This window comes from Bradyrhizobium neotropicale, assembly GCF_001641695.1.
Taxonomy (GTDB): domain Bacteria; phylum Pseudomonadota; class Alphaproteobacteria; order Rhizobiales; family Xanthobacteraceae; genus Bradyrhizobium; species Bradyrhizobium neotropicale.
On sequence record NZ_LSEF01000114.1, the window covers coordinates 121,979 to 147,407 of the forward strand.

Consider the following 25,429-nt stretch of genomic DNA (forward strand, 5'->3'; position numbering starts at 1 on the left):
AAAGGAGCCCAATCCATGAGCCTCTACGGCATTATGCGCACCGGCGTTTCCGGAATGTCTGCGCAATCCAACAAGCTGTCGACGGTCTCGGACAACATCGCCAACGTCAACACCACCGGCTACAAGCGGGCTTCAACCGAATTCTCCTCGCTGATCCTGAAAAGCGGTTCGGGCAACTACGACTCCGGTGCGGTCGAGACGACGGTCCGCTACGCCATCAGCGACGCCGGACATACGCAGTTCACGACATCGACGACGGACCTCGCCGTCCAGGGCAACGGCTTCTTCGTGGTGTCGGATGCCAACAACACGCAGCAATACCTGACGCGAGCCGGCTCGTTCGTGCCGGACAGCCAGGGCAATCTGGTCAACGCGGCCGGCTTCTATCTTCTGGGCAAGCAGGGTCTTGTAACCAATTTCTCGCAGAACAATCTGACGGGACTTCAGATCGTGAACATCTCTCAGGTATCGCAGGTGCCTGTGGCATCGACGCTGGCGACTGTGACCGGCAATCTGGATCCAAGCGCGGCCATCGTCCCGCCGGCAGCTCTGCCTCCCAGTCCGACGTCATATTCGTCGAAGAGTTCGATCGTGGCCTACGACAACATCGGCAACGCCAAGAAGCTCGACGTCTATATGGCTAAGACCGGATCGGTTGCCGGTACGGACACTTGGCAGATCCAGGTCTACGATTCGGCGGCGGGTACCCCGCTTGCGGGTGGTCTTGGTACGTTTACCTTCGACACGACAGCGGCCGGAAAGGGCGCGCTGGCCGCTGCATCCCCAACGTCGCTCACCGTGACTGTTCCCGGTGGCTCACTCTTCACGATCAACATGTCGGCTGTGACGCAGGTTGCCTCCAGCTTCGACTTCAAGGCGACGGTTAACGGCAGCGTTCCATCTGCCATCGAGAAGGTCGACGTTAACTCCCAGGGCGTGCTGACCGCCATCCTCAAGAATGGGCAGCAAACGCCGCTCTACACGATCATGCTCGCCGACGTTCCGAGCCCCGACAAACTCACCCCCGAGGCGGGCAACGTCTATTCCATCAGCATGGATTCGGGAAACGCACAGGTCGGGAATGCCGCCGCTGGCGGGCGCGGCACGGTTCAATCGGGTGCGCTGGAGGATTCCAACGTCGATCTCGCGAACGAGCTGACCGCGATGATCGAAGCGCAGCGCGGCTTCACCGCCAACTCGAAGTCGTTCCAGACCGGTGCGGACCTGCTCGACGTCGTCGTCAACCTGAAGCGCTGAATCCTTCAGCGCGGAAACTGGCCAAGAGAACGTTCAAGAGAACGCCATGTCCCTTACTGCCGCTCTCGACTCCGCCCGCGCCTCGCTCATGGCCTCGGGCATCCAGTCCTCGGTCGTCTCGCGCAACATCGCCGGCGCCAGCACCGCCGGCTATTCGCGCAAGATCACCGTGCTGGACAATCTGCCCGGCGCGGGCGTCTATGTCGCGGCGATCCAGCGCGCCGCGAGCGGCGGCCTGTTCACAAACGTGCTGACCGCGACCTCGGCATCCGCCAAGCAGAGCGCGATCTATGATGGCCTCCAGAAGATCGCGGCCGCCACGGTGGACGATCCCGAACTCGATCAGTCGCCGACGGCCCAGCTCAACAAGCTGAAGCAGGCGTTGCAGCAATACGCCAACGCTCCCGACAACACCACGCTGGCGCAGGCGGCCGTCTCGTCCGCCAAGGACATGGCGACCTCGCTCAACCAGGCGACCCAGACCGTTCAGTCGGTCCGCGAAGGCGCCGACGCCGACATGGCGACCTCGGTCGCCAACATCAACAAGCTCCTCACCCAGTTTGATACCGTCAACACCGCGATCGTAAAGGGCACGATCGCCGGCGACGACGTCACCGACTATCTCGACCAGCGCGACAGCATCGTCTCGAAGCTGTCGCAGGAGGTCGGTGTCACCATGTCGATCCGCGCCAACGGCGATGCGGCGCTCTACACCGACAGCGGCGTCGTCCTGTTCGACAAGACGGCGCGGACGGTGAGCTTTGCGGCGACCAATGCCTATACGCCCGGCACGACGGGCAACGCGGTCTATATCGACGGCGTGCCGGTGACCGGCGCAAATTCCGTGATGCCGCTCAAGACCGGCAAGCTCGCCGGTCTCGCCCAACTGCGCGACAATGCCACGGTCACATATCAGAGCCAGCTCGACGAAATCGCGCGCGGCCTGATCACCGCCTTCAAGGAGAGTGATCAGTCGCCGGTTCCGACACTGGCTGACAGGCCCGGGCTGTTCACGTATCCCGGCGCGCCGACCGTGCCTGCGAGCGCGACCGTGTTGGTCGGACTTGCCGGCACGATCACGGTCGCAGCTTCCGTCGATCCGTCCGCCACCCCTGCAGGAAATCCCAATCTGCTGCGCGACGGCGCGATCAGTGGCCTTCCGGCCTACAACTACAACACCACCGGCATGGCCGGCTTCTCGACCCGGCTTCATCAGCTCGTCAGCAACATGGATGCGGCGCAGCCATTCGACACGACGACACAGGGCAAGCCGAACGGAAGCGTGATCGATTTTGCTTCGTCATCGACGAGCTGGATCGAGAACCAGCGCAAGACCGCCAACGACAACGTCCAGTACCAGAACACGCTGCTCGACCGCAGCAACTCGGCGCTATCCAACGTCAATGGCGTCAACATGGACGACGAGATGTCGTTGATGCTCCAGGTCGAGCGCACCTATTCGGCGTCGTCGAAGCTGATCTCGACCGTCGACGACATGTTGAAGAGCCTGCTGGCCGCCGTGGGAACATCCTAATGATGAGCGCAAACTACATCTCGACCTTGATGCTGTCCTCGTCGTTGAGGTACTCGATCACGAACAACCAGAGCGCGCTGAGCAAGGCGAGCAAGGAGGCGACCACCGGACGCTTCGCCGATGTCGGCCTCGAGCTCGGCACTTTGACGGGGAGCGACGCCGGCCTGCGCGCCGACATGAACTTCGCCGACCAGCTCGTCGACACCAACGAGCTCGTTGCTGGCCGTCTCGACGTGACCCAGAACCGGATCACCCAGCTTACCACCACCGCGCAGGACTTTCTCAAGAGCCTGATCGCGTCGCGTAACGTCAACAACGGCGCGCGGATCATTCTGCCGAGCGCGTCCGCCAACCTCCAGGACCTGATCGGAGCACTCAACCAGTCCTACAACGGCTCATACCTGTTCGGCGGTCTCAATACGCAAAACGCGCCGATCACGAACTACGTGTCCGGTTCTGCCAACAAGAACCAGGTCGACGCTGACTTCTTGGCAGCACCGCCGGCGGGCTTCGGCTTCTCGCAATCCTCGCCAAGTGTGAGCAGCATCACGCCGGCCCAGATGCAGACCTTCCTCAACACCACCTTCGATGCGGAGTTCACCGGCACGAACTGGACGAACTGGTCGTCGGCGACCAATCAACCGCTGCAGAGCCGCATCTCCACCACCGAGATCGTCGACAGCTCCGTGAGCGCCAACCAGCCCGGCTTTCAAAAGCTCGCCGAGGCCTACACCATGATGAGCGATCTCGGGAACACGAACCTGAGCCAGGCCACGTTCCAAGTGGTCGTCGACAAGGCCATCAGCCTCGTCGGCGGCGCTATCGACGATCTCGCCGTGCTCGGCGGCACCGTCGGCTCGGTCCAGCAGCGGATCACCGCCGCGACAGACAAGCTGAAGATCCAGCACGACATTCTCAACAATCAGATCGTCAAGCTGGAGCAGGTCGATCCGACCGAGGCCTCGGTCCGCGTCAACGCCTTGCAGACCCAGATCCAGACGGCGCTCGCGCTCACCTCGCAGCTCCAGAAGATCAGCCTCATCAATTATCTCTGAGCCGGGGCTTTGCAAGCCTTGTCTCGTTGTCCGGTCTCCTGCGCAGAGTGGTTCTGATGACTTTTGAAGCCTATGAAGCGGTCGTCGAAGACAGCGGCCATGAAGCGCGGGGACGCGAGCGCCGGGCTCTCAGTCTCGGCATTGACCAGCTCGAGCGGCTCCAGGGCGGGCGCTTCAGCGTCGAGGATCTGGTCCAGAGCCTGCTCTATGTCCGGCGGCTGTGGACGATCTTCATCGAGGATCTCGCTCATCCTGAGAACGGTCTCCCCGAGCAGCTGCGCGCCGACATCATCTCGATCGGCGTGTGGGTCGTCAAGGAATCCGACCGGCTTCGCGAAGAGAAGTCGAACGACGTGATGCAGCTCATCGAAATCAACCGCCTGATCCGAGACGCGCTTTAATGAAGGTATCCTTGCGGGCGGGCGAGCGGATCTACGTCAACGGCGCGGTGCTGCGCGTGGACCGCAAGGTCTCCGTCGAGCTCGTCAACGACGTGATGTTCCTGCTCGAAGGGCAGGTCATGCAGGCCTCCGATGCCACCACGGCGATGCGTCAGCTCTATTTCATCGTGCAGCTCATGCTGATGAATCCGACGGATGTTCGGGACGCTACCGCGCTCTATGGGCAGCATCACGCGGCCTTGTGTGCCGTGTGCGAGAGCAAGGAGATGCTGGAGGGGCTCGCCGCGATCGACGAACTGGTCGGAGCGACGCGCTACTTCGAGGCGCTCAAGCGGATCCGGGGGCTGTTCCCGGTGGAACAGGCGATCCTGGCCGGCACGACGACCGAATTCCCATTCCAAGCTGCCTGACAGCGGAGAGGCACATGAACGTCACCAGCGCGACCGATACCACCAGCAAGACGTCGAGCCCGACCGGCTCGACCGCGGCCACATCGAGCAACGGCGTCGATTACAACACGTTTCTTCAGCTTCTCGTCGCGGAGATGAAGAACCAGGATCCGACCAATCCGATGGACACCTCGCAGTATATGAGCCAGTTCGCCCAGCTCTCGACGGTCGAGCAGGCCATGCAGACCAATACGAAGCTGGATGCGCTGCTGTCCTCGCAGTCGCTGTCGCAGGCCGACGGGCTGATCGGAAAGACCGTCAGCTTCAAGGACTCGACGGGTGCGACCTTCAGCGGAAAGGTCGCTTCGATCTCCATCAACAGCGACGGCTCGATCGCGACCCTCGAGAACGGCACGAAGGTCGCCGTCGGCCCCGGTCTCACGATCAGCTAGCCATGAACGAACGGGACGCCCTCGACATCGTCCAGGCGGCGATCTGGACGATCATCGTCGCCTCCGGCCCTGCCGTCGGCGCGGCGATGCTGGTCGGCACCATCATCGCGCTGATCCAGGCGCTCACCCAGATCCAGGAGGTGACGCTGACCTTCGTTCCGAAGATCATCGTTATCCTCCTGGTCGTCGCCGTCTCCGGCTCCTTCATCGGCGCGCATCTCTCCACCTTCACCGAGATGGTCTATTCGCGGATCGAACACGGCTTCTGATCCGCAAAGCGTCCGGCCACCACCCTCGCGTAAGCTTTGCGCGGCAGATTGCAGACCGGAATCTGCTGCCGGTGACCCATGGCCGATACGTTAGCTGCTAGTCTGCCCAGCCCGCGACGCCTTGGGGCAGACGCCTTCTTCGCGGGCGGTATCGTGACCATGCTCACGATCCTGTTCCTGCCGATTCCGCCGATCCTGATCGACCTCGGCCTTGCCTTTTCGATCGCACTGTCGGCGTTGATCCTGATGGTCGCGCTGTGGATCCAGCGGCCGCTCGACTTCTCCGCCTTCCCGACCGTGCTGCTGATCGCGACGATCCTGCGGCTCGCGCTCAACATCGCCACCACCCGCCTGATCCTGTCGCGCGGCGGAGAGGGCGAGCAGGCCGCCGGCTACGTCGTCGCCGGCTTCTCCAAATTCGTCATGGGCGGCGACTTCGTCATCGGCCTGATTATCTTCGCGATCCTGGTCACGGTGAATTTCGTCGTGATCACCAAGGGCGCGACGCGCATCGCGGAAGTCGGCGCCCGCTTCACCCTAGATGCCATCCCCGGCAAGCAGATGGCGATCGATGCCGACCTGTCCGCCGGTCTGATCGACGACAAGGAGGCCCAGCGCCGGCGCCGCGAGCTCGAAGAGGAGAGCGCATTCTTCGGCGCGATGGACGGTGCCTCGAAATTCGTGCGCGGTGACGCCATCGCCGGTCTGATCATCACCGCGATCAATATTTTCGGCGGCATCGTCATCGGCATCACCCACCACGGGCTGACGCTGGCGCGCGCCGCCGACGTCTACACAAAGCTCTCGGTCGGCGACGGCCTGGTCTCGCAGATGCCGGCGCTGATCGTCTCGCTTTCGGCGGGGCTGCTGGTCTCCAAGGGCGGCACCAGGGGCTCGGCGGAGCAGGCCGTGCTACGGCAGCTCGGCGGTTATCCGCGCGCCGTGTCGGCGGCGGCGCTGATGATGTTCGTGCTCGCCATGATGCCTGGTTTGCCGATGGCGCCGTTCGTGCTGCTCGGTGGTGTCATGGCCTTTGTCGGCTATACGCTGCCGAAGCGGCAGGCGGCCGCGAAGCAGAAGGAGGACGCGCGCAAGGCCGGCGAGCGGGCGCAGGCCGAGGCCAAGGAGTCCGTCAAGGAATCGCTCAGGACTGCGGAGATCGAGCTGCAGCTCGGCAGCCATCTCTCCGTCCACCTCCTGGGTTCGCGCAACGAGCTCGCCCATCGCGTCAGCAAAATCCGCAAGAAGTTCGCCAAGCAGTACGGCTTCGTGATCCCCGAGATCAAGCTGTCCGACAACCTCTCGATCGATCCTAAGGGCTACCAGATCCGGATCCACGACACCCGCGTTGCCCATGGCGAGCTCAGGCTCGGCGAGGTTATGGTGCTGGTGGACAAGGACGGCAAGCCCGACGTTCCAGGCGACGAAGTGATCGAGCCGGCGTTCGGCATGAAGGCGCTGTGGGTGACCGAAGCCTTCACCGAGGAGGTCAAACGTCAGGGTTGCAAGCCGGTCGACAATCTCTCGGTGCTGCTCACGCATCTCAGCGAGGTACTCCGGGCAAACCTCGCCCAGCTCTTGTCCTACAAGGACATGCGCGCGCTGCTCGACCGCCTCGATCCGGAATACAAGCGCCTGGTCGACGATCTCTGTCCGTCGCAGATTTCCTATTCCGGCCTGCTCGCGATCCTGAAGATCCTGCTCGCCGAGCGGGTGTCGATCCGCAATCTTCATCTGATCCTCGAGGCGATCGCCGAGATCGCGCCCCATGTGCGGCGCTCGGAGCAGGTCGCCGAGCACGTACGGATGCGTATTGCCCAGCAGATCTGCGGCGACCTCTCCGACAACGGAGTGCTCAACGTCGTCCGTCTCGGCAACCGCTGGGACCTCGCCTTCCACCAGAGCCTGAAGCGCGATGCCAAGGGCGATGTCGTCGAGTTCGACGCCGATCCGCGTCTGATCGAGCAGTTCGCGACCGAGGCCAGCGCCGCGATCCGGAAGTTCACCGAGAATGGCACCAGCGTCGTGCTCGCGGTGACTCCCGAGGCGCGGCCCTATGTCCGCATGATCCTGGAAAGAGTGTTTCCGACCCTGCCGATCCTGTCGCATGTCGAAGTCGCGCGCAGCGCCGAGATCAGAGCGCTTGGAGCGGTGTCGTGATCAGCGGCCTCGCCGACAGCGTGCTCGTGACCTTCATCGTGTTCTGCCGCATCGGAGCCTGCCTGATGCTGGTGCCGGGCTATTCCAGCGTCAACGTTCCGGCACAGGTTCGTCTGTTCATCGCGCTCGTCACCACGTTCGCGCTGACGCCGATTCTGATCGCGGTGCTGAAGCCGCTACTCGAAAACGCGCCGCCGCTGACGCTTGCGCTCCTGATCTGGTCCGAGCTCCTGATCGGCAGTGTCATCGGGCTCGGCGGGCGCGTGTTCTTCCTCGCCCTCCAGACAATGGCGACCGTGATGGCGAGCGCGATCGGGCTCAGCAACATCCCGGGAACGCCGGTCGCCGACACCGATCCGGCGCCGGCCCTGGTGCCGCTGATCATGGCGGCCGTCACCACGCTGTTCTTCCTGACCGACCAGCACTGGCAGGTGCTGCGCGGGCTGATGAACTCCTACGACGTCTGGCATCCCGGCGACCGGCTCAGCGGGAGCATGGCGCTGGATCAGCTCGCCAGCCGCCTGTCCGAAGCGTTCGTGCTGACACTCAGGATCACAAGCCCCTTCATCGTCTATTCGGTCATCGTCAACTTTGCCGTCGGCTTGATCAACAAGCTCACGCCGGCGATTCCCGTCTATTTCGTCTCGGTACCCTTCGTGCTGTTCGGCGGCTTTCTGCTGCTCTACCTCACCAGCGACGAGCTGCTGACGCAGTTCATGCTCGGCGTGCACGCCTGGCTGGCGGAGTGATCGGCCATGACGTCGCGCGCGGAAAAGCTCGGTCGCATGGTCTCGCTGGTGAAGCTTCAGCTCCGGCTTGCCGAATGGCAGCTGGCGCAGCTGCGGCAGCAGGAGAGAAGCTTGCAGGACGAGCAAGCCTGGCTGGTCGGGGCGCTGAACGGAGGAGAGCTGCCTGTGGGATCGTCGAGCGAATCGATCGCGCGGCGCCTGACGACGACGAGCGTTGGCGCACAAGCCGTCCAGGCGCAGGCCTCGCGCCAGCTCGACCAGGTTCGCTCCGAGAGCCGCCGCGTCAAGCAGCTCGAGCAGGTCGCGAAGGCGGCGCTGGCGGAAAAGCGTCGCGACGCCGAGAAGCGATCGCTCGAAGACATCGGGGGCACGCGCTCCGCAGCGCCTGATTGGACGTTGATGACAGCCAGCCGGATTCGAACATGATCGTGACAGCGACACCCGACCTCGTTCTCGACGTTCTTGAGGCCGTCGATCCTGTGACGCAGCGCGTGGCGACGGCGAAGCTGGACGCACTGAAATCTTCGGATGCCGATTTTGCCGCCACGATGCAGGCCGAGGTCGGCAAGGCCGCGGCTGGCGAGCAGGCTGCGAAGACGGCGGAGGCGCAGGCGCCGAACGCCGCGCCGGTGCAGGTGATCAAGGCGCCGGCTTCGGGCGACGTCTATCGCAAGTTCGAGGCTTTCATCCTCCAGACCTTCGTCGAGACGATGTTGCCGAAGGAGTCGGAGCAGGTGTTCGGCAAGGGAACCGCCGGCAGCGTCTGGAAGTCGATGTTGGCGGAGCAGCTCGGCAACCAACTTGCGAAAGGCAACGGCATCGGCATTGCCAAGCAGCTCGCCGGTGCGCACCCGGCGCTTCGTGACGATGTGGGCAAGGCCGGATGATGGATTTGGAACGGGTGACGACAGTTGAGGGTGGACCTCTCATGCAGGCAGACGACAGCGCGATGAATCTGGTGATGGAATCGCGGGAAGCGCAGACCGAGCAGGTGGCGGAAGCCGTGCCGGGCAACGCCTTGCTGCCCGTGCACGTGCCGGATGCCGGCGGTGAGCTGACGGTCAGAACGGCCGATGCGGTGAGGTCGGACGGGGTCAGCGGCCTCCTGGCGGCGATCCGGCGGCTCGAGGGCATCGTGGAGGAGGAGACGGTCGCGCTCGCCACCGGCAAGAAGATCGACTTCGACGACTTCAGCGCGCGCAAGAGCCGGAGCATGCTGGAGTTCGTCCGCCTGATGCGGGCGCGGATTCATCTCGGCGGCGAGGCCGAGATCACCTGGGAAATCCAGCGGCTGCGCGACAAGCTCGAGCGGAACCGCGCGATGCTCGAGATGCATTACGACGCGGTACGGGAAGTCGCGGCCGTCATCATCAAAGCGATCAAGGATGCCGAGTCGGACGGTACCTATAGCGGCCGCGCAGCGCAGGACCGCAAATGATCAGACTGGTGCTGGCCGGACTCTGGGTATGCATCCTCACCGCGGGCACGAGCTATGCGGTGGCCTACTGGAAGGAAAACGGCAGCCTGTTGCCTGCCAAGGACGAATATCTCGACGGGCTGCAATACCAGAAGACGCGAGCGCTGAGTGTGCCCATGGTCGAGAACGGAGGCGTGCAGGGCTACATCGTCGCGCGTTTCGTCTACACCGTGGAGGCGCGGACCATGCACCAGCTCACCGTCCCGCCCGAGCCGTTCGTCGTGGATGAGGCCTTTCGCAGGATCTATGCGGACGACCGCCTGGATTTCAGGAAGCTCGCCCGTTACGACCTGTCCATCCTCACGGCCGCGATCAAGCAGCGCGTCAACGAGCGGATGCAGGCCGACATCGTCCAGGACGTCCTGGTCGAGGACTTCAACTTCGTCTCGAAGGACGAATTCCAGCAGAAGCCGTGATCCGGTGCGCCGGCCAAGCCGTGCCCGCCCTTCGTCGAACCCGCTGCTGAAAAGGCATCGGCCTCTGCGGTTATCCTGCCGCAGAGGCCGATGTGGCTGTCGTATTGACGACTTGCGGCGTCAGTTTCCTGCCGGGTAGGCTGCCGGCGCGGCGTGCACCCGGTTGAGGAGGATGCCGACTTCGTCGAGCTCCTGCATCGGCTCATCCAGGACCTCGGCGGCCGGGATGTTGAGCCGATATCCGACGTAGCGGCGTGCCACGATCGCATCGAAGCCAAGGCGGTCACGGAGCTTCTTGCGCAGCTTGCTGACATGGCTCTCGATCACGCTCTCGTCGAACGTGGATTCGAAGATGCCGTAGACGGCGTTGAAGATCTGCGTCTTGGTGATCCACTTTCCGTGATTGCCGACCATGTATTCGAGGATCCGCAACTCGCGGCGCGGAAGGGTGAGGGCACGGCCTTCAATCTCCGGATCGCGTCCATTGAAGAAGACCTGGATCCTGTTCTCGCACGGCCTCGGCAGGTCGCCCACCCGGCGGCGCGCGATCGCGGCCGTCCGAGCGAGAATCTCGCGTAGATGAATCGGCACGTGGACGACGTCGTCCACACCCGATTCGAACAGCTCCAGCGTGTTCTTGAGCATCTTCTGGCCGCTCACGGCGATGATGGGAGCTGCGGATCGCTTCCGCACCGCCCGCGGCAGGCTTCCGCGGGCATCGGTGTCCCCCAGAAGAAACGCGTCGACCGCGGCAAGATCCGCTTCGCTTGCGGATTGCAGCCAGTCCCAGAATTCTCCGGAGGAGAAGCCGATCGACGATACGCCTTCACGAACGAGCCCGCCTACGTAGCTGTTCGTGACGCTCTCGCGATCATCAACGATAATATACATCAGTCTTTCGCCCCTGTTTCGCACTTGCTGCGGCCGGGTAGTGGTCTGTGATGCCCCGGCTCGGCAGCCATGCTGTTTGACGACATTCCTTCCCGCGAACTGTTGTTCTGATTAGGATATTCGCGGGCAGCCTTACGCATTCAGTGCCTGCGGATGCAGGCCTGCTACTTCGACTCGATACTGAACGCTACGACGTGGGGCTCGGCGGGTGTCGTACGGATCACCTCGCGGAGCGGATTGAGAAAACGACCTAGTACAGTTGCGCCAAGTTGCTCATCGCGTCCGAACACTACTGAACTGTGTCGATCTCCTCGCCAGGCTGGCGAGAATCACTTGAGTAGGACCGTAACAATTGCCGATTTCCGATCAAGCGCGCGGAACAAAGCTGTTGATTCGAGGCCTTGATGCTATTGGTTTGTTTCGAGTTGTTTCTTGGTATATCTGATCGTATCAGTTGATTTAGATTCCAAACTATATTTTTCCCGGGGCGGTTCCAAATTTCTGTAGGCCCGTAGAATTGCAGCTATTTTTCGTCGCACTGCGGGGTAAACACTTTGGGATATTTTCAACTCCGGATTGACTCGCGTTGACGTGCGATCACATGCGACAATTCGACTCACGTATGGCGACGCGACTCCAGCTTGGCGAAATCTTGGCGAGTGTGTGGCTTTCGAGTCGCACTCTTGCCTCATGCATGACGCATTAGACTCAGGTCGACGTCGTATCTTGCGTGACGAGATTTTTTCCGTGCGCACGTTTCAGGCAAGCTTCGGCAACTAGCTTCGTTCGAACTGTCGAACCGAACGGAGCATTTTCATATGTTGTCCGATGGCAAAGCTCGTCCCAACGAGACCGCGGATATGTCCGCCGCCGCGAAGCCGGCGCCGGCGACGCGCGATGCAAAGGACAATGCGGCGCGAGCGGCTAAGCCCGCCGCCGGCACGAGGCCCGCGTCCGCAACAGCAAGCGATGAAGCCCTGGCGAAAGAGGCGCTCGAAGGTCTCAAGCGCATTCGCGCCAAGGCGCGGCTCGATAAGATGGCGATACCGAAGCCCGCGCCGGCCGTCGTTCGTCCGGCCGTGATCGTAGCGAAGCCGCCGCCGCCGCGTCCCACATGGGTCGCGCCGCTTGCAACGTTGGCTGCCGCGGTCGGGTTGGTGGTCTGCGCCTGCACCGGTGTGATCGCCTATCTCGCCACGCAGCCGGTCCAGACCAATGCCGCGGCCAATGCCGAGATCAGGAATCTGCGCGAGACGGTCGCGCAGCTGCGCAAGCAGGTGTCAGGCGTGTCCGAAAATCTCGACGGCTTGCGCACCGCCGTCGATCAGTCGAGCAAGGCCACCAATGATCGCTTTGGCCGGTTCGCGGAGAATCTGGATCGCATCGAGCGGGTAAGCTCGTCCTCGACAGCCAAGCTCGACAAGCTCGCCCTGGCGCAAACCCAGGCTCCGGCGCCAGCGATGGCGCAGTCGCAGCAGCCGGCGTCTCAGCCGATGCCGATGATGGCCTCGCTCGCTGCGCCAGAAGTCACGGGTTCGGTGTCGCCATCCGAACGCACGTTGGCATCGCGCAAGCCGGTCAAGGGCTGGTCGGTTCGCCAAGCGTATGAGGGAATTGCCATCCTGCAAGGACCGAACGGGGTCGTCGAGGCCGTGCTGGGCCAGCAGGTGCCCGGCCTTGGCCGCATCGAGGAGATCAGGAACGAGAATGGACGCCTGGTCGTGGAAGCGAGCGGGGGCGTCGTTTACTCCTCGCGCAAGGGAACGCCGTGATCGCGGCGGTCTGCTATTGGCGGTGATGCTCGAAGCTGGTGCATAGCAGGTCGATCTCGGTTTCCGCGATCGCTGCGCGAAACAGGCGGCAGGTGAACTCGACCGTCGTCTTGCTGGCGCTCGCCGTGCGGTCTTCCCGGAGGAAGATGCAGCGCTTGCAGACGTCGGTGTGGTGCCGCTGCTCGGCCGCATCCGACTGATCGAGCACGTGCCGTAGCGCGTCGCGAAAGCGAATCTTGCCGTCGTCGTCGAGCACGGTGATCGCGTCGACGAGAACGTTGACGGGATCGCGCGCCAGGAACTTCTTGCCCTGCTGGGTAACGCTCAGCATCACCGAGCGCTTGTCCTTGGCGGAGCGCTTCCGCTCCAGATATCCGAGACGCTCGAGCTCGCCGATGATGAACGAAGCAGTACCGCGCGTGGTGCCGACGTAGCTCGCCAGCGCCGAGGGCGTCCTGGAAAAGCGGTTGGCGCGGGAGAGGAAGCGCAGCGCCATCCACTCGCGATCGCGCAAGCCATGCTTGGTGCCTTCGAACCACATGATCCGCGCGACCTGCTCCAATAATTCGATCGACTCGCGTGCTAGATTCATTTCCAATCCAAGTCGGATAAAGCTTTATTCAATTGAGCCATTGGTAGCGCAATCTGGGCGGGGCAGAATGAAGCTCTCGAGCGATACGTCGGCTCGGAGCAAGAAGACTTGCCGCGCGTGACGCCTCTCCGTTCTGGAGATGGAACTTTCGCGAGTGGAACTAGAGCGTCACGACGAAAGTTCGAGTAAATTGCGCGGCTCAAGTATTCTGAAAATTTCAGTCAAATGAAGGGCGCTGCTCGCGAAATTCACGGCATACGCGGACTCGTTTGCAGCGGCTCAGGCCACATGATGTGGCTTTGCCGCCACTGCGGGTCCCATTTGCTGCCGTGGAAGCTCTCGAATAGCGCGAGAGCTTTGAACATCTGCAACGGGCCCAGATGTGGTCGGCGGCAATAGAACCGTTCTTTTCGGTTAATGGATGTTGCGATGCAACGCGGAGAGACGATTAAATCGCGGCAGCGAGCAGGCCCAGAGAATCAGAGATTGTCGTCCGTGATGAAGCAAGCAAAGCCGTTCAACGTCAAACACGCGGCATTGGCCGCCACCATCGGCAACATGCTCGAGTTCTACGATTTCATCACCTACAGCTTCTTCGCGATCCAGATCGGCCACGCGTTCTTCCCGGTCCAGAGCGAGTACGGCAGCCTGATGCTGTCGCTGGCGACTTTCGGCGCGGGCTTCGTCACCCGGCCGATCGGCGGCATCGTGCTCGGCATTTATTCCGACCGGATCGGCCGACGGCCTGCGATGCTGCTGAGCTTTGCCTTGATGGGCGGGGCGATCCTGACCATTTCGCTGACCCCGTCCTACAACACGATCGGCCTTGCGGCGCCGGTCATCGTGATCGCGGCGCGCATGGTGCAAGGGTTCGCCCTCGGCGGCGAGGTTGGTCCCACCACGGCCTATCTCATCGAGATCGCGCCGCCGGAGCATCGGGCGCTGGTGGTGGCGTGGCAGCCGGCGAGCCAGGAGATCGCCGCGACCGCCGGCGCGCTGGTCGGCGTCGTCCTGAGCAACACGATGGCACCGGAGATGCTGGATTCCTATGGCTGGCGGGTGGCGTTCCTGATCGGTGCGATCTGCCTGCCGTTCGGCATCTGGATGCGCCGGACACTGCCGGAAACGATCCCGCACACTGAAGCCAAAGAACGCTCGAACCATCTGTCGCTCGCGCGCCGCCACATCGGCGTCATCGCGCTTGCATTGATGATCCTGGCGAGCGGCACTATCTCGACCTATGTCACGCAGTACATGACGACCTACGCGCAGAATACGCTGCATGTGACGCCGACACTGGCCTTCACCGTATCGCTCGTCAGCAACGGCCTTCAGATCGTCGGCGCGCTGTTCGGTGGCTGGCTCGCCGACCGCCTGGGGCGCAAGCCGGTCATGGTCTGGCCGCAGTTCGTCACGCTCGCGCTGACCTATCCGACCTTCCTGTGGATCGTTCACGCGCCCGGCGCGTTTTCGCTTCTGGTCGGCTTCGGCGTGCTGTCGATCATCGGCTCGCTGCCGTTCACCGCGTTCTACGCCACCTTCACCGAGGCGCTGCCCCAGAACATCCGGGGCGGCGTGTTCGCGACCGTCTATGCGGTTGCGATTGCGAGCTTCGGGGGCACTGCGCAGCTCGTGGTGACTTGGCTCCTCCACGTCACCGGCAATCCGCTGGCGCCGGCGTGGTACCTCTTGCTCGCAGCAATCGTCGGACTCGTCGCGATGGGCCTGATGCCGGAGACTGCGCCGGTGAAACAACGGCAAGCCAAGGCCTGATTGCCCGCACGCTCGCAGGCTGGTGATTTGCGTTTCGCCGGCAACTATTGGCGAATGCGGTGCCAGAAGATGGCGTGCTGAGCTGACGCCGGATTTCAAGCGGGCGGCCGGGTCGGCCGCCCGCGCGACTTTGAGAGCGCGCTCACTTCGCCATCGCGCCGTAGACGATATCCTGCACCTGCTCGCGGTAGTATTTCCGCAGCTCGCCGGGCGCGGCCGTGCCCACCACCACGACGAGCCGCTCCTTGGGATCGCAGAAGAACTGCGTGCCATAGGCGCCGTTCCAGGTGAACTCGCCGGGATTGCCTGGCACCGACGACAGGCCCTCGCCGGTGCGGACTGCAACCGCAAGGCCAAAGCCGAAGCCGGCGCGATGCGGCTCGACATTGGCGACGTTGTTCTTGATCTCGGGACCGAGGTGGTTGCTCGTCATGTGATGCACGGTCTTGGGCCAGAGAATGCGCTGGCCATCGAGCTCGAAGGTCGCGTCCTTCATGCCGAGCGGCTGCCAGACATTGGCGGCGAGATATTCGCCGAGCTTCTGCTCGCTGACCTTCTCGATCACAGCGCCGAGCACGTCGATCGAGAAGCCGTACTCGAACTCCGTCGAGGGTTGGTGCGCCAGCGGCAGCTTGGTGATGCGATCGACGAAGGCCTGCGTGTCGCCTTCCAGCGCCGGCGCGACGCCGTCAGGATATTGCCGCGCCACCGGGCTCGAGCTGTCCGGGCGGCCGCCATACATCAGGCCGGAGGTGTGCCGGTAGAGATCGTGGATGTAGACCGGCGAGGCCTGCGGCTCGAGCTTGAGCGAGCCGTCTCCCTGGGGCACGCCGACCTTCATGTCGGCAAAGCCCGGATAGTAGTCGGAAAGCTTGGCCTGGAGCGGCAGCCGGCCTTGCTCCATCAGCGTCAGGCCTGCCACAGCTGCCATCGGCTTGGTCATCGATGCCAGCGCGAATATCGCGTCGACCGGCATCGGCGTGGCCTTGGCCGGATCGAGCATGCCGTAAGCCTTGTAGTGAACGAGCTTGCCGTCGCGTGCGATGGCGACCACCGCGCCGGGCACGCGCCTGGCGGCGATCTCGCGCGCGAAGAAGTCATCGAGCCGCGCGAGGCCCTGTTCCGAGAATCCGACGTCGTCGGGAGCAGCTTCAGGCAGTGGCGCGGCCCCGGCCGCGTTGAGGGTGATGACGGCAGCCGCCGCCGCGATCATGGCGATCGTCTTCTTCATTCTGTCCTCCCAGAGCGGGCTCGTTATATGAATGGCCCGCTAAATCCATAAGATCGCGTCCGCGCCGGATTGAAGTCAACTGCAGGGAAAGCGGAGCAGGGGCTTGTCCGGATGCGGCGGACTTCTTATCGGCCTTCGCCTGCGCCCCACAGCGCCACGAGACCTTGCCGATAGGTCGGGAAGGCCAGCGTAACGCCGAGCTCGCGCTTCAACCGCGCGTTGGAGACGCGGGCGTTGCCGGCATAGAAGCTACGTGCCATCGCCGACATCTCGGCGGTCTCGAACGCTTCCGCGGCCGGCGCCGGAACGCCCATCAGCTTCGCGGCATAGGCGATCACGTCCTGTGGCGGGGCGGGCTCGTCGTCGCAGACATTCCACGTGCCGCCGCCCTGGTGACGAACCGCGGCCATGACCGCGCTGGCGATATCGTCGACGTGAATCCGATTGAATATCTGTCCCGGCTTGACGATGCGGCGGGNCGTCGCCAGAGCGTTGCGACCCGGGCCGTAGATTCCGGCGAGCCGCAGGATGGCCGCTTCGCCGCGCGTCGCACCCACCCAGGCCTGTTCGGCCGCTAGCCGCATCCGCGTGCGGTCGAGGCCAGCCCGCGCAGGCGTGCTCTCGTCGACCCATGCGCCGCCATGATCGCCATACACGCCCACGGTGGAGAGGTAGATCGCCTTCCGGCCGCGATCCGCCGCGAGCGCGTCCGTGAAGGCCGCGAGCACGGGATCGCCGGTGCGATCGGGTGGTATAGACAGCAGAAGAACATCGGCATAGCGAAACCGCTCGACCAGATCGTGATCGTTCCCCGGGAACCGATGGAGCTCGACGCCGGCCAGGTTGTTCTGCTTCGCAGGATCGCGCACCGTGGCGGCGATATGCGAGAACGCGCCGCCAAATCTACCGACGAAGTGCCGGGCGCTGTAGCCGAGGCCAAAGATGAAGAGCCGCATGGATCTCCTTGCTGATCGCCGTCGGACCCGTCCAGACCGCGGTGCGCAAGCCGCTCATAAGGGATTTTTGGGTCCAGCAAAAGATATTGCGATTTTACTCGTCCGCCAGTGCGCGCCATGCTCGGTCGGAGCCCGATCGACCGGGAGCGTTTGTTGGAGAGGGCATTGCCGCAGACGTCGATCATCCGGGAGGAAGCGCCGGCCGCGGATCTGATCCCGCGCGCCGCCGCGCTGATCTTCGATGTCGACGGCACGCTGGCGGAGACGGAGGAATTGCACCGGCAGGCCTTCAACGAAGCCTTTGTCCGCTGCGGGCTCGAATGGCATTGGGACCGTGCCGTCTACAAGAATCTGTTGCGGGTGACGGGCGGCAAGGAACGCATCCGTGCTTACCACGCCATGCAGCGAAACGTCGCGCCATTGTCGGACGACGACATCGCAAATCTCCATCGCATCAAGACCGAGCATTACGCCGAACTGGTCGAAACAGGCTGCTGCCCGTTGCGGCCGGGCGTGACGGAGCTGCTTGCCGCGGCGAAGGCGCGCCGCCAGCGGCTCGCGATCGCAACAACGACCTCGCGCGGCAATATCGATGCGCTGCTGTCGCGTGCGCTGGGGAAGCGCTGGGCCACGGATTTCGATGCGATCGTCGCCGGCGACGATGTCCGCCACAAGAAGCCCGCCCCGGACGTGTACCTGGATATCCTGGCGAAACTGGGCCTGATGGCGTCTGACTGTCTCGCGATCGAGGATTCCGCCAACGGCCTGATCGCGGCCTCGCGCGCGGGCGTCCCCGTCCTGATCACGCGCAGCATGTACTTCAGTGACGATGACTTCACCGGCGCGCGCCTCGTGCTGGACGATTTGTCGGAGCTGGAACGCCTCGGCTGAAGCAGCATCCTATTGCGCTTCAGTGAAACCGCCGGCTCGGGCCAGGCGGGTCCTCGTGGGTCTGCTCGACGATCTGCGCGATCGGGCTCGACTGGTGGTGAACGAGACGCCAGCCGTCGGCAACGCGCCTGAAATGGTTGGTGGCGGCAAGCGCCGTGCCGTCGACGATCTCGATGCAGAGCACGCGCGCGCTGTCGCCGTCGACGATCGCCTGCGGCTCGGCGCACACGATCTGCGGCCGCTCCGGGTTCTGCAGGATGTCGCGCCAGCTTCCGATCACAGTGGCCCGCCCGACAATCGCCGGCCAGCCGGGATGGATACAGGAAATGGTGTCGTCGTCCGCCCACATCCGCTCCATGCCCGCGACGTCACCGGTCGCGAAGGCAGCGTAGAAGGCGGCGTTGGCGGCAATGACCTTGCTGTCCTTCGTCATGCCTCTGGCGTGAGCCAACGACGCGGAAAAATCAAGCGCGACTTCTGCTCAATTTTGACCGCAGTGCAACAACGACATGGCCGCGGCGCGGACGCCGTCACGTAGCGATGTGAGTCGCCACCGCGCGCCGCGCTCCTTCCGCATAGAGCCGGCCGAGCGCGGCGCTCACGGCTTCGCGCAGGCGCGGGTCGTCTCCGAGGGGGCCGAACACTTTTCCGACGCCGAGCAGCGCCGGCGCGAGCCGTTCTGCGACCGGACCTGCCTCGCGCGCGAGCGCCGCAAGCTCGCCAGCCAGGGGATCGCGCACGTCGATCGCGCGGCCCTGCTCGTCGCTCGCCGTGACGTAGCGCATCCAGCCGGCGACGGCGAGCGCATGCGTGTCGATCGGCAGGTTCTTCTGCAAGCGATCCTGCATCGCGCCGAGCAGGCGCTGCGGAAGCTTCTGCGAGCCGTCCATGGCGATCTGCCAGGTGCGGTGATGCAGCGCCGGGTTGGCGAAGCGCCGCAGCAGCGATGCGCGGTAGGCGGCAAGGTCTGTGCCGGCCGGCATCGTCAGCGTCACCGCGGCCTCTTCCATCACCCGCGCGGCGAGGCGCGCGAAATGCGGATCGGTCATGGTGTCGGCGATCGTCTCATAGCCGGCGAGATAGCCGAGATAGGCGAGCGCCGAATGGCTGGCATTGAGCAGCCGCAGCTTCATCAGCTCGAACGGCTTGACATCGGTGACGAGCTCGACGCCCGCGGCGGCGAGATCCGGCCGGCCCGCGGAGAAGCGATCCTCGATCACCCATTGCGTGAACGGCTCGGTCATCACCGGCCACGCGTCGCGCATGCCGAGCGCGGCGGAGACCGCCTCGCGATCGCCCTCCAGCGTCTCCGGCACGATGCGGTCGACCATGGTCGAGGGGAAGGCGACGGTATCGGCGATCCATTTGCCGAGATCCTTCGAGCGCAGCGCTGCGAACTGCGTCACGATCCGCTGCACGGTATGCCCATTGGCGGCAAGGTTGTCGCAGCACAGCACGGTGAAGGGGAGAAGGCCTTGTGCCCGCCGCCGCGCCAGCGCCGCCGCGATGAAGCCGGGCGCCGAGCGCGGCGCCTCGGGATTGTTCAGGTCGTGCACGACATCCGGATGCCGCTCGTCGAGATCGCCGGTCTGCGGCGTGTGGCAATAGCCCTTCTCAGTCACCGTGAGCGAGACGATGCGGACGGCGGGATCCGCCATCCTGTCGACCAGCCGCGCAGGGTTCTCGCGGGCGACGACGCTGTCGAGCAGCGCGCCGATGACGCGATGCTCGGTGCCCTCGGCGGCGCGAACGGCGACGGTATAGAGATGATCCTGCGGGGCGAGGGCGTCGCGTGTATCCGGGCTGCGCAGGCTTGCGCCAACGATGCCCCAGGCGGCTTGGCCGGCGGCAAGACAATCGTCGATGACGACGGCCTGATGGGCGCGATGAAACGCGCCGAGGCCGAGATGCACGATACCGGGTGCGAGGCGCGAGCGGTCATAGGCCGGACGGCGGATGGCCGGCGGCAGCCGGCCGAGATTGGCGCGGCCAAGGCGCATGGCAAGGCGCATGGCAAGGCGCATGGTCGTCTCCCCCTTTGCTTTGCTGCTGCTTGACATGGCGCCCGTCCTCGGTCAATGCTCCGGTCAATTGGTAAGACCAATTTTCCAAAATTGGCGGGCCGCCGGGCAAGAACCACCCGGTGAGACCCTTTCGGGGAGGCCAGCGTGCCGCTGGAAGCTGTGGAGGCGAGACGGCTCTATCGCCAGGTCGCCGATCAATTGCGAAGTCTGATCGACAGCGGTGAATACGCGGTCGGCAGCCGCTTGCCGACCGAGCGCGAGCTCGCCGAGCAGCTCAAGGTGTCGCGGCCGACGGTGCGCGAAGCCCTGATCGCGCTCGAGGTCGAAGGTCGCGTCCGCATCCGCGTCGGTTCAGGAATCTATGTCATCGAACCTGCGGGGGCTGCCGCGCTTGTACAGGCGGCCGCGGTCGTCGAGGGCCCGTTCGAGCTGCTGCGCGCCCGCGAATTCCTCGAAGGTGCGATCGCCGAGCAGGCCGCGCGGATGGCGACCAAGGACGATCTCGCACGCATCGACGCCTCGCTCCTTGCCATGGAAAATGTCGAGCACCCCGGCGAAGCCTCGATGATCCATGACCGTGCCTTCCATGTCGCGATAGCCGGCAGTCTCGGCAATGCGGTTCTGGTGCGCGTCGTCGGCGAGCTGTTCGACCAGCGCCTCAATCCCTATTTCGCGCAGCTTGCGCATTATTTCGAGAATCCGCGCACCTGGCGCACCGCGCTCGACGAGCACCGCGCGGTGCGCGACGCCATTGCGGCGCGTGATCCGAATGCTGCCCGCGACGCAATGCGCGATCATCTTGCGCGCTCGCAGGAGCGGTTCGCGCAGAATTTCGGTATCGAGGTCGCAGCGATGGCCTCCGGCCAGAGCCGGGCGGGGCGATCTGCGGCGAAGCCGTCAAAACCAAAACGAGCGCCGAAGAAGCAGGCCGCGCGCAGCGGCGATGAGATTGGGCGGTCCGCACCCGTCTCGGGGCGGGCGAACAAGAAGCAGACTTGAGCGATGGAGGAAAAATCAATGTTCAGGAAAATGACGACGGTGCTGGCGGTCTCAATCGCCGCAATGCTTGCCACCACGGCTGCCGGCATGGCGCAGACCAAGCTGAAATGGGCCCATGTCTACGAAACCTCGGAGCCATTCCACTCTGCTTCGGTCTGGGCCGCGCAGGAGATCGGCAAGCGCACCAACGGGCGCTATCAGGTCGACGTCTATCCGGCGTCCCAGCTCGGCAAGGAGGCCGACATCAACCAGGGCCTCTCGCTCGGCTCGGTCGACATCATCATCTCCGGCTCGAGCTTCGCGGCGAAGAGTTTTCCGCCGATCGGCGTGACCTACTACCCCTACACTTTCCGCGACGCCGACCATCTGCTCGCGTACACCAAGAGCGACATCTTCAAGGAGCTCGCCAAGGGCTACGAGGACAAGAGCGGCCATCACATCATCGCGGTGACCTATTACGGTGTGCGCCAGACCTCGTCGAACAAGCCGATCAAGACCTGCGCCGACCTCAAGGGCCTCAAGATGCGCGTGCCTGACGTGCCGGCCTATCTCGCAATGCCGCGCGCCTGCGGCGCCAACACCGCGCCGATCGCCTTCGCGGAAGTCTATCTGGCGCTCCAGAACGGCACCGTCGAGGCGCAGGAAAACCCGCTGACCACGATCGAGGCCAAGAAGTTCTACGAGGTGCAGAAGCACATCGTGCTGACCGGCCACATCGTCGATCACCTCAACACGGTGGTGGCGGGTGCGCTGTGGAAGAAGCTCAGCGACGAGGACAAGAAGATCTTCACCGACGTCGCCCAGGAAGCCGCCGCCAAGGCGACCGAGGAGATCAAGCAGAACGAAGCCAAGCTCGTCGCGTTCTTCAAGGAGAAGGGCCTGACCGTGACCGAGGTCGACAAGAACGAGTTCCGCGACATCGTGCTGAAGAACGTCCCGTTCGAGACCTTCGGCTATCGCAAGGCGGATTGGGAGCGCATCCAGGCGGTGAAGTGACCGCAGGTCATTCCGGTTCGCGCGAAGCGAGAAATCTCGAGATTCCGGGTTCGGCGCTCACGCGTCGCCCCGGAATGACGTCCAGTCCATTTGGGGAGTAACACATGTCGACGGCCGAAATACACCGGCAGATCACCGGGGATGAGATCGCCCATACCTTCGAAGAGGAGGCGACGCCGAAGGTCGATCTCGGCATCTATGCCTTCGAGGACTGGGTGGCGCTCGTGATCTTCTGGGCGATGGCGCTCGCCGTCTTCCTCCAGTTCTTCACCCGCTACGTGCTCAACGACAGCTACGCCTGGACCGAGGAGATCGCGACCTACTGCCTGATCGGCGTGGTCTTCATCGGCTCGTCGATGTGCGTGCGGCTGTCGCGGCACATCCAGGTCGATCTCGTCTACCGCTATCTGCCCCATTTGGTCGCGCGCGTGCTGTCGACGGTGATCGACCTGATCCGGATCGCCTTCTTCGGCTACGCCATCAAGCTGGTCTGGGTCTACATCCAGATCATCGGCGACGAGTCGATGACCACGATCAATTTTCCCAAGAACTACGTCTATTACGCCGTGCTGCTCGGCTTCGTGCTGATGACCGTGCGCTCCGTGCAGGTGGCGCTGGAGAACTGGCGGCAGGGCTACTCGATCCTGGAACGCCCGGGCGCCTACGACGGATCGGAGGGGTAACGTCATGCTGCTGCTGCTTGGTGGTTTTCTCATCCTGATGCTGCTCGGCGTTCCCGTGGCGATCGCCATGGCCGCGTCGTCGCTGCTCTACATCCTGGTGAGCGGTGTGACGCCCGACGTCACGCTGGCGCAGCGCATGATCGCCGGCGTCGAGAGCTTTCCGCTGCTCGCCGTGCCCTTCTTCATCCTCGCCGGTAATCTCATGAATATCGCCGGCGTCACGGGCCGCATCTACAAATTCGCCGTCGCGCTGGTCGGCTGGATGCGCGGCGGCCTCGGCCACGTCAACATCATCGGCTCGGTGATCTTCTCCGGCATGTCCGGCACCGCGATCGCGGACGCCGCCGGTCTCGGCACCATCGAGATCAAGGCGATGAAGGATCACGGCTACTCCACCGAATTCTCGGTCGGCGTCACCGCGGCCTCCGCGACGCTCGGGCCGATCATCCCGCCGTCGCTGCCCTTCGTGATCTACGGCATGATGGCGAACGTCTCGATCGGCGCGCTGTTCCTGGGCGGCGTCATTCCGGGTGTCGTCATGACGCTGCTCATGATGGCGACCGTCACCTACTTTGCGCACAAGAACAAGTGGGGCAGCGATACGCCGTTCTCCTGGCCGCAGCTTGGCTCGGCCGGACTCGAGATCGCGATCGTGCTCAGTTTCCCGCTCGCGATCTGGCTGATGACGCTGGCCGGTATGTCGACCAACATGGCGGTCGTGATCGGTCTCGGCACGCTGCTCGCGATCGACTGGTACTTCGACTTCTCCGCGGTGATGGCGCTGATGGCGCCGGTGATTCTGATCGGCGGCATGACGCTCGGCTGGTTCACGCCGACGGAGGCCGCAGTCGCCGCCGTGATCTGGTCGCTGTTCCTCGGCCTCGTGCGCTACCGCACCATGACGCTGAAGACGGTGGCGAAAGCGACTTTCGACACCATCGAGACAACGGCCTCCGTGCTCTTCATCGTCACCGCCGCTTCGATCTTCGCCTGGCTACTGACGGTGTCGCAGGCCGCGCAGACGCTGTCGGATTTCATGCTGAGCGTCACCCACAATAAATGGGTGTTCCTGCTGCTTGCCAACATCCTGATCCTGTTCGTCGGCTGCTTCATCGACACCACGGCGGCGATCACCATCCTGGTACCGATCCTGCTGCCGATCGTGCTCAAGCTCGGTATCGATCCGATCCACTTCGGCTTGATCATGACGCTGAACCTGATGATCGGCTTGTTGCATCCGCCGCTCGGCATGGTGCTATTCGTGCTGGCGCGGGTTGCAAAGCTCTCGGTCGAACGCACGACGGTGGCGATCCTGCCCTGGCTGGTGCCGCTGCTGCTCGCCCTGATCGCGATCACCTACATCCCTGAACTGACCCTCTGGCTGCCAAAATACATGGGACTCTCCAAATGACCTCCACAGCTCTCGCCGCAACCCTGTTCGGTCCCGAAGACCTGCGCATGATCGAGCATCCGCTCGATAAGCTCAGCGACGGCATGGTGCGCATCCGCTTCGGCGCCGGCGGCATCTGCGGCTCGGACATGCATTACTTCCGCCATGCCCGCACCGGCGATTTCGTGGTGAAGTCGCCCCTGGTTCTCGGGCACGAGATCTCCGGCGAGGTGGTTGAGATCGCCGGATCCGCAGCCAACCTGAAGGTCGGTGACCGCGTCGCCGTCAATCCGTCGCGCTGGTGCAGCCATTGCGTCGCCTGCCGCGAGAGCCGGCCGAACCTCTGCGAGAACATCTACTTCATGGGCTCGGCGTCGAAGACGCCGCACATGCAGGGCGGCTTCGCCAACTATTTCGACGCAATCCCGGCGCAGTGCGTGAAGATCCCCGATCACGTCTCCTATCAGGCCGCAGCGCTCGCCGAGCCGCTCGCGGTCTGCCTGCACGCGGTCGCGCGCGCCGGCAACATCGAGGGCAAGCGCGGCATCATCTTCGGCGCCGGCCCGATCGGGCTTTTGACCATGCTCGCCGCACGCCGTGCCGGCATCGCCGACATCACGGTCGCAGACATCGCGCCGGCGCCGCTCGCGTTTGCCAGCCGGCTAGGGGCCGACCATGTCGAGAACGTCGGGACCGGCGAGGACGGCCTTAAAGCCCAGGCGGCCGCGCGCCCTTACGACGTCGCTTTCGAAGTCTCCGGCACGGCTGCGGGCCTCGCCAGTGCGATTCAGATCGTCCGGCGCGGCGGCACGGTGGTGCAGATCGGCAATCTGCCGGGCGGCCAGATTCCGGTGCCGGCGAACGCGGTGATGGCCAAGGAGATCGACCTGCGCGGCTCGTTCCGCTTCGGCTTCGAGTTCATGACCGCGGTGGAACTGATCGCCGCCGGCAGCGTCGATGTGCTGTCGCTGGTCACGGCCGAGCGGCCGTTGTCGACGGCGCCCGATGCGCTCCGCCTCGCGCTCGACCGCTCGCAGAGCGTCAAGGTCGTGCTGACAGCGAACTGATCCTG

The 25,429-nt window shown here is 64.0% G+C and carries 26 protein-coding genes and 2 pseudogenes; 21 read left to right on the plus strand and 7 right to left on the minus strand.

Features of this window, described 5'->3' with window-relative positions:
• Positions 1-15 precede the first annotated feature (15 nt).
• From AXW67_RS37575 to AXW67_RS37635, 13 genes are all read left to right on the plus strand, one after another.
• Positions 16-1,257 carry a flagellar hook protein FlgE gene (locus tag AXW67_RS37575; protein ID WP_027556650.1) on the plus strand — a complete coding sequence of 414 codons (1,242 nt, stop codon included), beginning with the start codon at positions 16-18 and terminating at the stop codon, positions 1,255-1,257.
• A 46-nt stretch (positions 1,258-1,303) separates the two neighbouring features.
• Positions 1,304-2,791, plus strand: a complete 1,488-nt coding sequence (flgK, locus tag AXW67_RS37580; RefSeq protein ID WP_063681950.1) for a flagellar hook-associated protein FlgK — start codon at positions 1,304-1,306, stop codon at positions 2,789-2,791.
• Positions 2,791-3,846: a flagellar hook-associated family protein gene (locus AXW67_RS37585; RefSeq protein WP_063681951.1), complete on the plus strand. Its 1,056-nt coding sequence runs from the start codon at positions 2,791-2,793 to the stop codon at positions 3,844-3,846. The genes flgK and AXW67_RS37585 overlap by 1 nt, the downstream gene beginning before the upstream one ends.
• A 56-nt stretch (positions 3,847-3,902) precedes the next feature.
• Positions 3,903-4,247, plus strand: a complete 345-nt coding sequence (gene flaF / locus AXW67_RS37590; RefSeq protein WP_063681952.1) for a flagellar biosynthesis regulator FlaF — start codon at positions 3,903-3,905, stop codon at positions 4,245-4,247.
• A complete protein-coding gene (gene flbT, locus AXW67_RS37595) occupies positions 4,247-4,657 on the plus strand; it encodes a flagellar biosynthesis repressor FlbT (RefSeq protein WP_063681953.1) in 411 nt (136 codons plus the stop codon). The genes flaF and flbT overlap by 1 nt, the downstream gene beginning before the upstream one ends.
• A 14-nt stretch (positions 4,658-4,671) precedes the next feature.
• Entirely contained in the window at positions 4,672-5,088 is a 417-nt protein-coding gene (gene flgD, locus AXW67_RS37600; RefSeq protein WP_063681954.1) for a flagellar hook assembly protein FlgD, read from the plus strand.
• 2 nt (positions 5,089-5,090) lie between these two features.
• Positions 5,091-5,357, plus strand: coding sequence for a flagellar biosynthesis protein FliQ (fliQ, locus tag AXW67_RS37605; protein WP_027556656.1), 267 nt, complete (start codon positions 5,091-5,093; stop codon positions 5,355-5,357).
• A 78-nt stretch (positions 5,358-5,435) separates the two neighbouring features.
• Positions 5,436-7,517, plus strand: coding sequence for a flagellar biosynthesis protein FlhA (flhA, locus tag AXW67_RS37610; protein WP_063681955.1), 2,082 nt, complete (start codon positions 5,436-5,438; stop codon positions 7,515-7,517).
• On the plus strand, positions 7,514-8,266 hold the full coding sequence (fliR, locus tag AXW67_RS37615; protein WP_063681956.1) for a flagellar biosynthesis protein FliR: 753 nt from the start codon (positions 7,514-7,516) through the stop codon (positions 8,264-8,266). The genes flhA and fliR overlap by 4 nt, the downstream gene beginning before the upstream one ends.
• Before the next feature lie 6 nt (positions 8,267-8,272).
• Complete coding sequence (locus AXW67_RS37620; protein WP_027556659.1) at positions 8,273-8,692, plus strand: hypothetical protein; 420 nt, start codon at positions 8,273-8,275, stop codon at positions 8,690-8,692.
• Positions 8,689-9,153 (plus strand): rod-binding protein, encoded by a 465-nt coding sequence (locus AXW67_RS37625; RefSeq protein WP_063681957.1) that lies wholly within the window; start codon positions 8,689-8,691, stop codon positions 9,151-9,153. The genes AXW67_RS37620 and AXW67_RS37625 overlap by 4 nt, the downstream gene beginning before the upstream one ends.
• A gap of 41 nt (positions 9,154-9,194) precedes the next feature.
• Positions 9,195-9,704: a hypothetical protein gene (locus AXW67_RS37630; RefSeq protein WP_063681958.1), complete on the plus strand. Its 510-nt coding sequence runs from the start codon at positions 9,195-9,197 to the stop codon at positions 9,702-9,704.
• A complete protein-coding gene (locus tag AXW67_RS37635; RefSeq protein WP_027556662.1) occupies positions 9,701-10,159 on the plus strand; it encodes a hypothetical protein in 459 nt (152 codons plus the stop codon). Before AXW67_RS37630 ends, AXW67_RS37635 begins: the two co-directional genes overlap by 4 nt.
• A 120-nt stretch (positions 10,160-10,279) precedes the next feature.
• Here the strand turns inward: AXW67_RS37635 and AXW67_RS37640 are convergent, their stop codons facing one another.
• Complete coding sequence (locus tag AXW67_RS37640; RefSeq protein WP_027556663.1) at positions 10,280-11,050, minus strand: response regulator transcription factor; 771 nt, start codon at positions 11,048-11,050, stop codon at positions 10,280-10,282.
• Positions 11,051-11,868: 818 nt separating this feature from the next.
• On the opposite strand from AXW67_RS37640, the gene AXW67_RS37645 reads away from it, so the two are divergent.
• Positions 11,869-12,822: a hypothetical protein gene (locus tag AXW67_RS37645; RefSeq protein ID WP_063681959.1), complete on the plus strand. Its 954-nt coding sequence runs from the start codon at positions 11,869-11,871 to the stop codon at positions 12,820-12,822.
• A gap of 13 nt (positions 12,823-12,835) precedes the next feature.
• Here AXW67_RS37645 and AXW67_RS37650 read toward each other — a convergent pair whose 3' ends face one another.
• The gene (locus AXW67_RS37650) at positions 12,836-13,414 is read right to left on the minus strand and encodes a MarR family winged helix-turn-helix transcriptional regulator (RefSeq protein WP_063681960.1); all 579 of its coding nucleotides are present in this window, start codon (positions 13,412-13,414) and stop codon (positions 12,836-12,838) included.
• Between the two features lie 498 nt (positions 13,415-13,912).
• Here AXW67_RS37650 and AXW67_RS37655 point away from each other — a divergent pair, with 498 nt between their 5' ends.
• Positions 13,913-15,187 carry an MFS transporter gene (locus AXW67_RS37655; protein WP_145928140.1) on the plus strand — a complete coding sequence of 425 codons (1,275 nt, stop codon included), beginning with the start codon at positions 13,913-13,915 and terminating at the stop codon, positions 15,185-15,187.
• Between the two features lie 142 nt (positions 15,188-15,329).
• Here the strand turns inward: AXW67_RS37655 and AXW67_RS37660 are convergent, their stop codons facing one another.
• The 3 genes and pseudogenes from AXW67_RS37660 to AXW67_RS44600 all read right to left on the minus strand — a co-directional run.
• A complete protein-coding gene (locus tag AXW67_RS37660) occupies positions 15,330-16,418 on the minus strand; it encodes a serine hydrolase domain-containing protein (protein ID WP_063681962.1) in 1,089 nt (362 codons plus the stop codon).
• A gap of 125 nt (positions 16,419-16,543) precedes the next feature.
• Positions 16,544-16,896 (minus strand): annotated as a pseudogene (locus tag AXW67_RS44595) (NAD(P)-dependent oxidoreductase); the annotation flags it as partial.
• A gap of 1 nt (position 16,897) precedes the next feature.
• A pseudogene (locus AXW67_RS44600) lies at positions 16,898-17,374 on the minus strand (Rossmann-fold NAD(P)-binding domain-containing protein); the annotation flags it as partial.
• Between the two features lie 183 nt (positions 17,375-17,557).
• Here AXW67_RS44600 and AXW67_RS37670 point away from each other — a divergent pair.
• Entirely contained in the window at positions 17,558-18,265 is a 708-nt protein-coding gene (locus AXW67_RS37670) for an HAD family hydrolase (protein ID WP_063681983.1), read from the plus strand.
• A gap of 19 nt (positions 18,266-18,284) precedes the next feature.
• Here the strand turns inward: AXW67_RS37670 and AXW67_RS37675 are convergent, their stop codons facing one another.
• Both AXW67_RS37675 and AXW67_RS37680 read right to left on the minus strand, forming a co-directional pair.
• Positions 18,285-18,698, minus strand: coding sequence for a nuclear transport factor 2 family protein (locus AXW67_RS37675; protein ID WP_063681964.1), 414 nt, complete (start codon positions 18,696-18,698; stop codon positions 18,285-18,287).
• A 97-nt stretch (positions 18,699-18,795) separates the two neighbouring features.
• Positions 18,796-20,265 (minus strand): mannitol dehydrogenase family protein, encoded by a 1,470-nt coding sequence (locus tag AXW67_RS37680; protein WP_063681984.1) that lies wholly within the window; start codon positions 20,263-20,265, stop codon positions 18,796-18,798.
• A gap of 168 nt (positions 20,266-20,433) precedes the next feature.
• On the opposite strand from AXW67_RS37680, the gene AXW67_RS37685 reads away from it, so the two are divergent.
• The 5 genes from AXW67_RS37685 (at position 20,434) to AXW67_RS37705 (ending at position 25,424) form a co-directional block, all read left to right on the plus strand.
• A complete protein-coding gene (locus tag AXW67_RS37685) occupies positions 20,434-21,288 on the plus strand; it encodes a FadR/GntR family transcriptional regulator (protein WP_063681965.1) in 855 nt (284 codons plus the stop codon).
• Positions 21,289-21,318: 30 nt separating this feature from the next.
• Positions 21,319-22,284, plus strand: coding sequence for a sialic acid TRAP transporter substrate-binding protein SiaP (locus AXW67_RS37690; RefSeq protein WP_371260922.1), 966 nt, complete (start codon positions 21,319-21,321; stop codon positions 22,282-22,284).
• Positions 22,285-22,388: 104 nt separating this feature from the next.
• A complete protein-coding gene (locus tag AXW67_RS37695) occupies positions 22,389-22,967 on the plus strand; it encodes a TRAP transporter small permease (RefSeq protein ID WP_063681966.1) in 579 nt (192 codons plus the stop codon).
• A 4-nt stretch (positions 22,968-22,971) separates the two neighbouring features.
• A complete protein-coding gene (locus AXW67_RS37700) occupies positions 22,972-24,378 on the plus strand; it encodes a TRAP transporter large permease (protein ID WP_027556674.1) in 1,407 nt (468 codons plus the stop codon).
• Positions 24,375-25,424, plus strand: a complete 1,050-nt coding sequence (locus AXW67_RS37705) for an L-idonate 5-dehydrogenase (protein ID WP_027556675.1) — start codon at positions 24,375-24,377, stop codon at positions 25,422-25,424. The genes AXW67_RS37700 and AXW67_RS37705 overlap by 4 nt, the downstream gene beginning before the upstream one ends.
• Positions 25,425-25,429 lie beyond the last annotated feature (5 nt).

Coding starts and splice junctions, on each gene's coding strand:
- AXW67_RS37700 (WP_027556674.1), top strand. CDS start 22,972: ATGCTGCTGCTGCTTGGTGGTTTTCTCATCCTGATGCTGCTCGGCGTT.
- AXW67_RS37690 (WP_371260922.1), top strand. CDS start 21,319: ATGACGACGGTGCTGGCGGTCTCAATCGCCGCAATGCTTGCCACCACG.
- AXW67_RS37575 (WP_027556650.1), top strand. CDS start 16: ATGAGCCTCTACGGCATTATGCGCACCGGCGTTTCCGGAATGTCTGCG.
- AXW67_RS37705 (WP_027556675.1), top strand. CDS start 24,375: ATGACCTCCACAGCTCTCGCCGCAACCCTGTTCGGTCCCGAAGACCTG.
- flhA (WP_063681955.1), top strand. CDS start 5,436: ATGGCCGATACGTTAGCTGCTAGTCTGCCCAGCCCGCGACGCCTTGGG.
- AXW67_RS37635 (WP_027556662.1), top strand. CDS start 9,701: ATGATCAGACTGGTGCTGGCCGGACTCTGGGTATGCATCCTCACCGCG.
- AXW67_RS37660 (WP_063681962.1), bottom strand. CDS start 16,418: ATGAAGAAGACGATCGCCATGATCGCGGCGGCGGCTGCCGTCATCACC.
- AXW67_RS37625 (WP_063681957.1), top strand. CDS start 8,689: ATGATCGTGACAGCGACACCCGACCTCGTTCTCGACGTTCTTGAGGCC.
- AXW67_RS37640 (WP_027556663.1), bottom strand. CDS start 11,050: ATGTATATTATCGTTGATGATCGCGAGAGCGTCACGAACAGCTACGTA.
- flgK (WP_063681950.1), top strand. CDS start 1,304: ATGTCCCTTACTGCCGCTCTCGACTCCGCCCGCGCCTCGCTCATGGCC.
- AXW67_RS37680 (WP_063681984.1), bottom strand. CDS start 20,265: ATGCGCCTTGGCCGCGCCAATCTCGGCCGGCTGCCGCCGGCCATCCGC.
- AXW67_RS37675 (WP_063681964.1), bottom strand. CDS start 18,698: ATGACGAAGGACAGCAAGGTCATTGCCGCCAACGCCGCCTTCTACGCT.
- flaF (WP_063681952.1), top strand. CDS start 3,903: ATGACTTTTGAAGCCTATGAAGCGGTCGTCGAAGACAGCGGCCATGAA.
- AXW67_RS37645 (WP_063681959.1), top strand. CDS start 11,869: ATGTTGTCCGATGGCAAAGCTCGTCCCAACGAGACCGCGGATATGTCC.
- AXW67_RS37695 (WP_063681966.1), top strand. CDS start 22,389: ATGTCGACGGCCGAAATACACCGGCAGATCACCGGGGATGAGATCGCC.
- AXW67_RS37585 (WP_063681951.1), top strand. CDS start 2,791: ATGATGAGCGCAAACTACATCTCGACCTTGATGCTGTCCTCGTCGTTG.
- AXW67_RS37630 (WP_063681958.1), top strand. CDS start 9,195: ATGCAGGCAGACGACAGCGCGATGAATCTGGTGATGGAATCGCGGGAA.
- fliQ (WP_027556656.1), top strand. CDS start 5,091: ATGAACGAACGGGACGCCCTCGACATCGTCCAGGCGGCGATCTGGACG.
- AXW67_RS37650 (WP_063681960.1), bottom strand. CDS start 13,414: ATGAATCTAGCACGCGAGTCGATCGAATTATTGGAGCAGGTCGCGCGG.
- AXW67_RS37655 (WP_145928140.1), top strand. CDS start 13,913: ATGAAGCAAGCAAAGCCGTTCAACGTCAAACACGCGGCATTGGCCGCC.
- AXW67_RS37620 (WP_027556659.1), top strand. CDS start 8,273: ATGACGTCGCGCGCGGAAAAGCTCGGTCGCATGGTCTCGCTGGTGAAG.
- flbT (WP_063681953.1), top strand. CDS start 4,247: ATGAAGGTATCCTTGCGGGCGGGCGAGCGGATCTACGTCAACGGCGCG.
- flgD (WP_063681954.1), top strand. CDS start 4,672: ATGAACGTCACCAGCGCGACCGATACCACCAGCAAGACGTCGAGCCCG.